This window comes from Eisenbergiella tayi, assembly GCF_001881565.1.
Classification (GTDB): Bacteria; Bacillota; Clostridia; order Lachnospirales; family Lachnospiraceae; genus Eisenbergiella; species Eisenbergiella tayi.
Window position 1 is genome coordinate 94,354 of record NZ_MPDJ01000003.1, and the last position, 11,102, is coordinate 105,455.

The window sequence follows — 11,102 nt, forward strand, 5'->3', positions numbered from 1 at the left end:
GGCGCGGGACAGCAGGCGCGGGAAGGAAGGCACAAGAAGGCCGGACAGGGCACAGGTCACGGCGGCAGGAGGGGATAACTACGTTTATTTCCGCGTGTTTGCAAAATGTTTACATTCTGCTGCATACTTTTTACCGGCCGGCAGGGTAAAGTATAGGTGTCGGAAGGGCGGCGGCTCGGATGTGGGGCCGGTGCCCGGGTGTACGGCAGATAAAAATAAAGTGAGGGTAAAGAGATGTCAAAAAAGAGATGGATTGCTGCGGCAGCGATTATGAGCATGGTATTAACTGTTCCTATTGGTTGTCAGGGAACTTCTGCGGGGAGCGAAAATCCTTCTGCAGGAAGTAAGGATTCCTCCCAGGAGGATTTGGTGGTGCCTAAAAACCAGGAAAGTACTGTTCCTGCCCAGACGGCTAAGGGAGGGAATATTGCGGAACAGGTTCAGGCACCGGATGCTTTTGAACTGCAGTTTTCCGATGAGAGCGGTAAGATAGAAGTGGAAGTGAAGGCCAGGGTAGTGGTTCCGGAGGCGGAAGGGTTCCGGCTGAAAACCGTTACCAGCCGGATATTTACCCAGGAGGATTACGATGCGGTCAACCGGGTGCTTCTGCAGGGTGGAAAGCTCTGGGACAGGGTGGTTGATGAAAACGATCCGGCCCATGGTTTTACCAAATCGGAGATAGAGGAACGGATTAAAATCCTGAAAGAAGAAAAAGAATCCGGGGAATCCTATGTGGATCAGTATGGCGACGGGAAGGATTATGATAAAAAAATAGCGGAATTCGAGGCGATGCTGGAGGCGGCTCCGGAAACCGCGCGGATAAAGGAAATAGAGCCGAAGGTCCGTTTTGATTCAAAGGCGGAGGAAAATGGGGATCCGGACAATAATATGCTTATGGGTTATGTGACCATGGATGGAAAGGATTATTTCACTGTGCTGGATAATAACATTTCCCCTGCATGGAGATGGATATCTTTTTCCTCTGAATATTCAGAGAATGGGGGCAATTATATGCCGGTTGGACTGGAGGGGAGCAATGCGGCGCAACTGAAGACGTCTCCTGCAGATATCGAACAAAAGGCCTCTTCGGCTGTAGAAGAGATGGGGCTCACGGACTTCCAGCCCTGCGGAGGGGAATACTTCGCGTCCTATACGGAAGAAAAAGGGCGGATGGTGCCTGTTGATTATTCCTATGGCGTTCACTTTACCAGGGTGATTGACGGAATTCCCGTAACCTATACCAACAACGATGGCACTACAGTGGAAGATAATAATGCTTCCTGGCCCTATGAACATATTTATCTTGCGTATAATGATGAAGGCCTCACCAGCTTCCGCTGGACGGATCCTTATACTGTGACGGATATGTCGGACGAATATGTATTTCTTATGCCCTTTGAAGAAATCCAGAAAATTTTTAAAGAGATGATTCTGAAAAAAAATAGTGACTTCGCCCAGGCAGGGCTTGATTTCAAATTTCATATAGAAGAAATCCGGCTGGGCTATATGAGGATTATGGAAAAGGGCAACCCTACGGAAGGAACAATGATTCCGGTATGGGATTTCCTGGGAACTAAAGTGATACATTATAATAATACAGAGGAACCCTTTACCGATTCCTTTGGAGGTCCCTTTGAAAGCTGCCTTACCATTAACGCCATGGACGGCACTGTAATCGACAGGGATCTGGGTTATTAAGAGCAGCTTTTCAGACCTGGAAAATGGCGGAAAAGTGAAGAAAACCGGCAGGTCAATATAGTACAATAATCGGTCAAAAAAGAAGAAGAAAAGGGCGGGCAGAAGTGCTAATTTGGTAGTATACAAATTACACGAAAAGAAATTTCCTTTCTGTATACAGGAGGGGAAAAGCGGCGGTACGGACTGGTTTGGCCCGGGACGCTGCGGGGAAAAGGAGGAAAGGGATGCTTATTCAGAAGCTGAATGAAAACTGGCAGATGTGCATCAACAATACGGAGGAATTTATGCCCGCCGTCGTGCCTGGAAGCGTTTACCAGGATCTGCTGGACAACAACAAAATGGAGGATCCTTATTACAGGGACAACGAACTGAAAGCGCTGAAAATCATGGAAAATGATTTTACCTATGTCACCTGTTTCGATGTGCCGGAGGATATCCGGGAGAGGGAAGAAGTCCTGCTTCATTTTGACGGAATTGATACGATCGGAGATATATACCTGAATGGAACCCTGCTGGGACATGTGAAGAACATACACCGGATTTGGGAATATTCCGTAAAAAACCTGCTGAAGCCTGAAGGAAATGAGCTGAAGGTGGTGCTTCATTCCCCCACCCGCTTCATACGGGAAGCCTATGAAGAACGGCCCCTGGAAGGCAGCTCCGATGCCATGAGAGGTTTTCCCTATCTGCGCAAGGCCCACTGTATGTTCGGCTGGGACTGGGGCCCCCGCCTTCCCGATGCGGGTATCTGGCGTGAGGTGGAGCTGATGGCATTCGACACGGCCCGGCTGGACGGTGTATACATTACGCAGAAGCATGAGGAAGGCCGGGTTTCTTTATCCGTACAGGTGGATGTAAAACGGACGGGCGTAAAGCATACCGAACGGTTCGGAAGAGAGGAAAAGGAGCTGGAAGGACTGTCCTGGCGCATAAAAGTGACGGATCCGGAAGGGGTTCCTGTTTTTGAAGGACTCTGCCCCGAAGAGGCGGTTATTGAAAATCCCCGTCTCTGGTGGCCCAATGGCTACGGAAGCCAGCCTTTATATCAGGTAGAGGTGGAGCTTCTGTGCGATGGCTGCGTGCTGGATTCCTGGAGCAAAAAGATTGGCCTGCGCACAATGACCATACACAGGGAAAAAGACGAATACGGCGAGCAGTTTGCCCATGAAGTGAACGGTGTCCGTATTTTTGCCATGGGTGCGGATTATATCCCGGAGGATAATATCCTTCCCCGGGTGAAGCCGGAGAGAACCTATGAGCTGCTAAAACAGGCCAGGGACGCCCATTTCAACTGTATCCGCGTGTGGGGCGGCGGCAATTATCCCTACGATGGCTTTTGGGATGCCTGTGACGAGCTGGGGCTTGTTGTATGGGAAGATTTCATGTTTGCCTGTGCGGTTTATGATCTGACAGAAGAATTTGAACAGGATATTACAGAAGAATTTATTGATAATATCAAACGCATACGCCACCATGCCTGCCTTGGCCTGTGGTGCGGCAATAATGAAATGGAAATGTTTGTGAAAGAAGGACAGTGGGTGACCCGCCCCAGGGAAAAAAGCGACTATGTAAAGATGTATGAATACATAATTCCCAGGGTGCTTAAGGAATATGATCCCAATACCTTTTACTGGCCTGCAAGCCCTTCCTCAGGCGGCGCCTTCGATGAGCCCAACGATGAAAACCGCGGGGATGTGCATTACTGGGATGTGTGGCACGGCAACAAGCCTATTACCGAATACAGAAAATTCTTTTTCCGTTATGTTTCCGAGTTCGGCTTCCAGTCCTTCCCTTCCCTGAAGACGGTAGAGACCTTCACCGAGCCGGAAGACAGGAATGTTTTCTCCTATGTTATGGAAAAGCACCAGCGCAATCAGAGCGCCAACGGAAAAATCATGAACTATATGGAACAGACCTTCCTGTATCCCAATGATTTTGACACCACTTTATATGCATCCCAGCTTCTTCAGGCGGAGGCCATCCGGTATGGTGTGGAGCATTTCCGGAGGAACAGGGGAAGATGTATGGGAACCGTTATCTGGCAGCTCAACGACTGCTGGCCGGTGGCGAGCTGGGCTTCCATAGATTACTGCGGAAGGTGGAAAGCGCTCCACTACTATGCAAAGAGATTTTTCGCGCCGGTAATGCTTTCCTGTGCCGAGGAAGGGATTCTCACACAGGATACCAATCCCAATGCGGAGCCTTATGAGGTGAAAAAGTCCATCCATCTTTGTGTGGCAAATGAGACGATGGAAGAACAGAACCTGACTGTAAAATGGACTCTGCGCAACAACAGGTCAGAAATCCTGCGGGGAGGGGAAGAAGCGGTTCCGGCGGCTCCCCTGTCAAGCGTATGGCTTGCGAAGCAGGACTGCATGGATGCGGATACGTATGGGGATTATGTGAGCTATGAATGCTTCCGGGACGGAGAGCTTATTTCCGGCGGCTGTGTGATCTTCTGCGCTCCCAAGCATTATCGTTTTGTGGATCCGAAGCTTACAGTTACGGCGGAAGGGGATGTGCTGACGGTGAAAGCAAATGCCTATGCCAGAGGCGTGGAAATCATCAACGAAGCGGATGATATGCTTTTAGAGGATAATTATTTTGATATGAATGCAGGAGAAAGAAAAATCCGGATTCTGAAGGGAACACCGGAAGGCCTGAAAATCAGAAGTGTGTATAATATACGCTGATTCTGACTGATAAACATAATTGAACTGTGTGTATAGAAAAAGGGAGGAAAGCACGAGCTTTCTTCCCTTTAAAGATCCTGGATATTCATTTTATCCAGTTGTTTCTTTGTCTTTATCTTTTCCCTGTGGCTGCCGGAAGAATGGTCCATAGAAAAGCCGGGAGACGTTGTCCCTCTCCCGGCCCGATCGTATACTATATGCTATTTTATTCCGGAATCAGAATGTTTTCAGCATCTGAGATTCCAAGATCTAATAAAAAACTCACGGTTCTGCGCAGCTCAAGGACAGCAAGATCCTCCAGGCTGGCGGAGAACCGGCAGAAATCCATTTTTTCCAGAGACTCAATCAATTCATCAAAAAAAGGATCATACATTTCGTTTATTTGTTCCTGTTTCCCATTCATACCGCGGAATGCATAGCCCCAGAAGAACTGCCGCATCAGCTCGGAATAAACGGTTCGGATGGTCTGATAGGGAGCGGACTCCCCAATCGTGCTCAGTATGAAATAAGACAAATTTTCCCCGCGCCGCAGCCCTTTATAGGCCTTCAGCTTCACACAAAGTTCTTCAATGGATTCGGTATTGAGAGAAGAAAGCGTTAACACAGACACGTCTTTGCAGGATAAGGCGAGCATCTGAATGCTCTCCGCCATATCCAGTAGTCTGCGGCGAAGGACGGGCTTGGTGAAATCACTGTTTGCTGAAGTCTGCTCCAATGGAAGAACACGAGTGCCCACATGTCTGGCGGATTTTATAGCACCGACGCTGCCGAGAAGTTCAAGTGTCCTGCGAATGGTACTTACCGAAACATTCTTCTGCCGTGCGAGCTCCTCCTGTGAAGGCAGCAGACTTCCGGCCGGATACAGCCCCCGGTTGATGGAAATGAGAAGCTCCATGGCTATGGAGTAGCATAGCTGCTGGCTTTTTTTATAGGAACTCCAGGTAAAAGCAACTTCCTTTTCCGGGGATGGCATATGGATTCTGTCCTTATAGAACCGGGTAAGAGACGAGGTCAGCTTGTTCATGGATTCCGCCATTTTAACACGCAGCGCTGTCCATTCCTTCTTACGGCAAAGTACGAGCACGATTGAAAGATAATCCTCAGATTGGTCAAAATAATGAAGATTATCTTTTATGCTGAAAAAAGGATCATGTAAAAACATGAAGATTTGCCAGGCGAGACGCATGAGGAGATTATTGCCGAGGGAGCTGTATTTTTGATTGAGATGCCTCAGCATGGCATAGGGCGCTTCTATATTTTTTTCGGTAAAGAGCTCCTCCATCTTTCGCAGCATTTCAGGAGAGGCATTCTTCATCCCTACACACTGTGCATTCCCAAACAGGGGCAGCATGGAATTTATCAGATCTATCATGGCATTTTTGCGTGCCGAAAAAAAAGTCTGGATAAACTGTTCCGTTTCCTGACTGTCATAATTTACTTTCACTGTGGCCCCTACATTTTTAGATAAAGTAATATATCCTTCATCCTTCAGCTTCAGATAAGCTGTGCGGGCCGTATCGATTGACACACAGAGCCGTCTGCTGGTTTCTTCTATAGTGGGAAGCTTTTCTCCGCAGCGATAGGTGCCGAATTGTATCTGAGTGAGCATGATGCTGTAGACTACCTTGCGTAAATCTGTATTGTTTTCCAAAACGGACTCCTTTACTTACGATAGGAATTTCAGATATTTGTCATACAGTATATCATTTTTTTTGACAATTTGCTACAAACAGATTGCGGATTTTAGCTGCCGGATATCCAAACGGTCGAAGTCCTCCCTTCAGATTTTTACAGCATTAAAATTTTTCAGGAAACAGAGCTTTTCGATGGCGGTGATGGATTTCCACCAGTTTTCACTGATGATGAACTCCTTGCCGTAGGATTCCATGTTGTCAAACCAGGTCCAGGAAATGTTCCATACGCCATTTTCCGGTAATGTTTCCAGAAGATAATTGATTTCCTGATCGACGATTTCCTTATTAGCCGGGTAAAAAGGGCTTTGCGGGCTGTGGATATAAGTGGAAGGAAGCACGCCGTAGTATTGCCATTTGTTTACATCACGTTCGATAGATGCATTAACCAGTTCGTTGATTTTGGAATACAGGGCAGGCATGTCATAATCGCCTATATTCAGGGTGGGAAGAGCATCTATAAGGCCGATATATCCGCCGATGCCCATATCTCCGAAGTTTTTTGCAGTCAGAAGATTATCCAGCGCCTGTTTTGCCAGAGTCTCCGCTTTTTTATAAACGGAGGAAGTCTTGTCCATATTCTGCAGGATGAAGGCGCACAAGCCGCAGGTAGGGCCGATGCTTTCCGTTTTGTTGGCATCTTCGCTGTAGTTCCACCAGGGAGCGCGGGGATAGTTGTTATTTTCAGGAACATTGAAGCGCCAGCCATAGTCCGTCAAATCTTTTTCGCTGGATAAATATTCAAAGATTCCTTTATATATGGGATGTGAGGTGTCCGTCATCCCTATTCTCTGAAGAAGGCCCAGCGCATAAAGAGTCACATAAGGCGTGGAAGCAGGATTCCAGTTATCAGGCTCCAGGGCATTTCCGAAGCCGCCGTCCTCATTCTGATAGTGGGACAGCGCAGAAACAACATCTTCCTTTTTCCCGTTTTCAAAGTGGAATTTCCAGACATTCAGGTCAATTTCTCTGGCATTCCGGTATACCCATGTCCTTATTTGTGAAAATTGTTTTTCTGACAGCATAATATTTCCTCCTGGTTTTGGAACTGCTCCGGTAAGATGCTTGCCGGAAGCGTTTTATGTACAGTATAATAATAAGCCGTCGGACAGACTTTGTATTGTAATTTTGCGACATGAATCCGGCTGTATGCCTATTCCTGCAGCAGGGTATTTGACTCCCGGAGAATATCCGCTTTCTTTAATGCGTAATCCTTTGCCTGCGCAGGAAGAAGGGTATGGTACCTTTTAAAATCATGCAGTAAATGGGACTGATCCGTATAACCATATTTATGAACCGCATTCGCCGGATGAAAGGAATCCTCTGTAAGAATATCATGCCATAAATACTGATAACGGACCAAGGAAGAGAGCTGTTTCGGGGAAACGCCGGTATATTCGGCAAAAAGGCGTTCCAGCTGTCTTGTACTCAGGAAAACTTCATCGGCAAGCGAGGTTGTCCGGATGTTGCCTTTCCTGACAAGGAGGGCGCCTATGGCGGCATCAAGAACGGGCTTATACCTTCCGGAATCCAGGCGGCGGAGAAGTATTTTTTCCGCTTCCCTTGCCCGGGCATGGATGTCGGTTATTTCATAGAGAATCGGTTCCAGGGCGGTCTTAATCGCTTCATAGTGATATTGGGCATCAAAGACCTTATTTTTTACCCCATTCATGGAGTCCTGGGAAAACATGGCGGCGGACCAGGCGAAGAAACGGATGCCGAAGGTGGAGCTGGTATCCTTCTCTTCTGTGGAGCCAGCTGAGATGAAGGCTTCATTATTAATACCCACAAATCTGCTTTTCATGCTGTTTTGGGAATGGTTTACTTCAAAAATAATATCCATGCAGGTGTCGGGAATAATCAGTTCACCTGCCGTCGCTTTGGCGGCGGAGGGACCGACACTGCCCCAGAAGCATTTGATATAGGGCCTCAGGGCGCTGCAGGGAGTGATTTCCGTATAGGTGCTGTCGTTCCTGTGGGGAACCGCCGTGGCGGGCCTGTATAACCGGTAAAATTGATTCATTGTCTTCCCTCCTGGTTCAGACGGATAAATTCTTTGGGAGAGCAGCCATACTGCTTCCGGAATATCCGGTAAAAATAACTGAGGTTGTGGATGCCGCATTCCTGGCAGATTTCAATGACCTCCAGGCCGGTTTCCAGAAGCAGCCCCGCCGCATAATCCATCCGTTTTATGTTGATGAATTCGGTGGGAGACATGTGAAGGAACCTGCGGAAGGATCGGTTCAGGTATTCCTGGGAAAAGCTGGCGAGGGATAGCAGGCGGGGAAGGCCTTCGATAAAGTTTTCCGGCTTTTCCATTTCCCGGATGAGCGCCGAGAGCCAGCCCGGCAGAGGGCTGGCCTCCTGCAGGGAAGGGCCGGGACAGAACTGGTACAGAAAAAAGGGCAGTACGGATGACAGGTACAGCCTTCTGCCGGCGCCCGGCTCCAGAGCTCCTATATGAAGCATTTTGCCGCGGATATCGGAGAGCAGGGGCTCTGTCAGTTCGGTCTGGAGGCTTAGGGGAGAGTCGGTAAAAAATGACCGGGGACAGCCGAGAAGCCCGCAGATTTTATGAAAAACCGGTGGCTGAAAGGATATATTGATCAACTCAAGATCATACTGATTCAGAAAATCATAGCCATGCCTGTCCTGTGGGCGCACAAATACAAAGGAACCCTCCGAAAGCAGGATAGAAGCATCATTGATCCGGTGGATTCCCTTTCCCTTGCTGATGAGAAAGAATTCATAAAAGGTATGGGTATGAAAGGGATAAGTTTCCCTCACGCTGAACTGATGCTGAAAGCCGCAGTCCTCATCCTCGAGGGTGAGAATGGGAATCTGCTGCAGGGCATCCATGTCAGGAAGAGACTGGTTAAAGTTCTTCAAAGCCGATCTCCTTTTTGGAAAGGAAGGTCCTCACCGCCTTATCCCAAAGCACGTCCACAGTCTTGTCAGGAAGGAAGGTGGTAAAGGCCGTTCCCGTCACCAGAGTCAGGCTGCCGCCGTCATATTTGCAGGTCAGGACCAGGGCCTTGACCTGATCAGGAGTGATGGGGGTGTCCTCCGGCTTCAGGATACCCGGTATATACCGGGGCATCAGATGAAGGATAAATTTAAACCCGGCGGGTGTCTTTTTTCCTTTTATCAAATCAAAACACAGAGGACGCATCGTTTTCCAGGCAGAAAACTCGTCCGGATGCGTTTCCTTATTTTCCCATTCCTCGTCGCTGTAAAATTCCCGGTTGATGCGGCCGTCAATACGGAACGTATTATAAGTGGTGATAACCGCTTCCTCCAGCAGGAAGGAATCAAAGCATTCCGTTCCCAGGAGCTTGCCCATAAAGCTTTTTATTTCTTTTATCTGTAATGCAATCATGATTCATCTCCGTTACCATTGTAGTCCGAATATAAGGAAGGGCGGCTTCTGCGCAGTGCCAGTATTTCATGCAGAGTATCGCACCAGTCATTCCATAAATGCTGGTAGACATCCGCATCCACAACCCTGTCCTGCAGATCGGATATCGTATGTATGCCCCTGCTGCTGCAGGCGTCCGTACAAAGCTGGTATGCTTCCCAGTCAAGCTCGTCCTCATCCCACACAAGAGGAATCTTTGCCAGGCCCTTCCTGTAAGCGGCAAACGCCCGTGTATGGCCGTCTGTAAAAATAATCCTTCCGTTGAGACATTTGACGGGAACCGGCTCAAAATGGGAAAGATCATCAGACCGGAACCATTTTTCCACCTGTCTTAATTTTTCAAGGGATATATAAAACTGGGAAGGGTGTATATCAGAGAGCTTCAGCCCGGAAAGTTCCATAACATTCCTCCATGAGATCTTACACAGTTCTGCTGTAAGTTTTACCTGTTCATTTTACCACATTACTATCCTGTCCGCCATTCTTTCTTCAGCAGCTGATAACTTTATAAAAACTCTATAACTTTTAGAAATTCTCTTTACAATATATACAGGCGGGTGTTATTATAAGTGGTAATCAAAACTACGTGTGATTGTAGTGAATAATCGGAGGAACAAATGAGTTATAAAATTGTAGTGGATAGCTGTTGTGAATTACCTGAAGAATTAAAAGGAGATCCCCGCTTTGAAATAGTCCCTCTGGGAATAGAAGTGGGTGATTGGCATATCCAGGACGACGCCGGCTTCAACCAGGCGGAATTCCTGAAAAAAGTGGCGGAATGCCCCACATGCCCCCGTTCTTCCTGTCCATCTCCTGATAGATACAAACAGAGTTTTGACTGTGACGCGGATCATATCTATGTTGTTACTTTGTCTGCAAACCTGAGCGGCAGCCATAACAGCGCTGTCCTGGGAAAAAATCTGTATGAAGAAAAGCACAAAGACAAGAAAATCCATGTGGTGGACTCCAGGTCCGCTTCCTGCGGGGAGGCACAGATCGCCCTGAAGGCCATGGAACTGGAGGAGCAGGGCCTGTCCTTTGAAGAGATAGTGAAGAGGCTGGAAGATTTCCGTGACGAAATGAACACATATTTTGTCCTGAACAATCTGGAAACCCTGCGCAAAAACGGCCGTCTTACAGGCGTAAAGGCGCTGGTGGCTTCCACTCTCAATATAAAGCCCGTTATGGGCGCAACGGCGGAGGGAACCATTATCCAGCTAGGACAGGCCATCGGCTTCAAGAAAGCCCTGCAGAAGCTGGCGGATACTGTTGTCCAGGGGACGAAGAACCCTCAGAAAAAATGCCTTATGATCACCCACTGCAACAATCCGGCCAAGGCCGAGAGCGTGCGGCAGATGATTCTGGAAAAGGTTCAGTTTGCCGATTCCAGAATTCTGGACACTGCAGGAATCAGCAGCATGTATGCCAATGACGGCGGTATTATTATTGCAGTATAAAATCATTGGGAAATAAGAAAACAGCAAGAAGGGGCTGTCGGTTAATACCAATTTTTAACCTCTGACAGCCAGTAAGGAGACAATCCCATAGAATCCGGGCTTTTTTTAAGCCGGAATTCTCTATGGGACTGTCTCTTCCTTTTTT

The 11,102-nt window shown here is 47.9% G+C and carries 9 protein-coding genes; 3 read left to right on the plus strand and 6 right to left on the minus strand.

Going from position 1 to position 11,102, the window contains the following annotated elements; genetic code table 11:
• Nucleotides 1-234 precede the first annotated feature (234 nt).
• Both BLA28_RS11705 and BLA28_RS11710 read left to right on the plus strand, forming a co-directional pair.
• Nucleotides 235-1,698 carry a DUF6034 family protein gene (locus BLA28_RS11705; protein ID WP_143131496.1) on the plus strand — a complete coding sequence of 488 codons (1,464 nt, stop codon included), beginning with the start codon at nucleotides 235-237 and terminating at the stop codon, nucleotides 1,696-1,698.
• Nucleotides 1,699-1,922: 224 nt separating this feature from the next.
• Nucleotides 1,923-4,391, plus strand: a complete 2,469-nt coding sequence (locus BLA28_RS11710; RefSeq protein WP_069158905.1) for a beta-mannosidase — start codon at nucleotides 1,923-1,925, stop codon at nucleotides 4,389-4,391.
• Between the two features lie 205 nt (nucleotides 4,392-4,596).
• Here BLA28_RS11710 and BLA28_RS11715 read toward each other — a convergent pair whose 3' ends face one another.
• The 6 genes from BLA28_RS11715 to BLA28_RS11740 form a co-directional block, all read right to left on the minus strand.
• On the minus strand, nucleotides 4,597-6,042 hold the full coding sequence (locus BLA28_RS11715; protein WP_069158906.1) for a GntR family transcriptional regulator: 1,446 nt from the start codon (nucleotides 6,040-6,042) through the stop codon (nucleotides 4,597-4,599).
• Between the two features lie 129 nt (nucleotides 6,043-6,171).
• A complete protein-coding gene (locus tag BLA28_RS11720; RefSeq protein ID WP_044968684.1) occupies nucleotides 6,172-7,107 on the minus strand; it encodes a hypothetical protein in 936 nt (311 codons plus the stop codon).
• Nucleotides 7,108-7,235: 128 nt separating this feature from the next.
• Entirely contained in the window at nucleotides 7,236-8,105 is an 870-nt protein-coding gene (locus BLA28_RS11725; protein WP_069158907.1) for a helix-turn-helix domain-containing protein, read from the minus strand.
• Nucleotides 8,102-8,971 (minus strand): helix-turn-helix transcriptional regulator, encoded by an 870-nt coding sequence (locus tag BLA28_RS11730; protein ID WP_069158908.1) that lies wholly within the window; start codon nucleotides 8,969-8,971, stop codon nucleotides 8,102-8,104. The genes BLA28_RS11725 and BLA28_RS11730 overlap by 4 nt, the downstream gene beginning before the upstream one ends.
• Nucleotides 8,958-9,461 carry a DUF5721 family protein gene (locus BLA28_RS11735; RefSeq protein WP_069153686.1) on the minus strand — a complete coding sequence of 168 codons (504 nt, stop codon included), beginning with the start codon at nucleotides 9,459-9,461 and terminating at the stop codon, nucleotides 8,958-8,960. Before BLA28_RS11735 ends, BLA28_RS11730 begins: the two co-directional genes overlap by 14 nt.
• Nucleotides 9,458-9,901, minus strand: a complete 444-nt coding sequence (locus BLA28_RS11740; RefSeq protein ID WP_069158909.1) for a hypothetical protein — start codon at nucleotides 9,899-9,901, stop codon at nucleotides 9,458-9,460. Before BLA28_RS11740 ends, BLA28_RS11735 begins: the two co-directional genes overlap by 4 nt.
• 216 nt (nucleotides 9,902-10,117) lie before the next feature.
• On the opposite strand from BLA28_RS11740, the gene BLA28_RS11745 reads away from it, so the two are divergent.
• Nucleotides 10,118-10,957, plus strand: coding sequence for a DegV family protein (locus BLA28_RS11745; protein WP_069158910.1), 840 nt, complete (start codon nucleotides 10,118-10,120; stop codon nucleotides 10,955-10,957).
• The last annotated feature ends 145 nt before the right edge of the window (nucleotides 10,958-11,102 follow it).

Excerpts from the sequence above, each read along its gene's own strand:
- BLA28_RS11745 (WP_069158910.1), top strand. The coding sequence starts at position 10,118 with ATGAGTTATAAAATTGTAGTGGATAGCTGTTGTGAATTACCTGAAGAA.
- BLA28_RS11740 (WP_069158909.1), bottom strand. The coding sequence starts at position 9,901 with ATGGAACTTTCCGGGCTGAAGCTCTCTGATATACACCCTTCCCAGTTT.
- BLA28_RS11710 (WP_069158905.1), top strand. The coding sequence starts at position 1,923 with ATGCTTATTCAGAAGCTGAATGAAAACTGGCAGATGTGCATCAACAAT.
- BLA28_RS11705 (WP_143131496.1), top strand. The coding sequence starts at position 235 with ATGTCAAAAAAGAGATGGATTGCTGCGGCAGCGATTATGAGCATGGTA.
- BLA28_RS11720 (WP_044968684.1), bottom strand. The coding sequence starts at position 7,107 with ATGCTGTCAGAAAAACAATTTTCACAAATAAGGACATGGGTATACCGG.
- BLA28_RS11735 (WP_069153686.1), bottom strand. The coding sequence starts at position 9,461 with ATGATTGCATTACAGATAAAAGAAATAAAAAGCTTTATGGGCAAGCTC.
- BLA28_RS11725 (WP_069158907.1), bottom strand. The coding sequence starts at position 8,105 with ATGAATCAATTTTACCGGTTATACAGGCCCGCCACGGCGGTTCCCCAC.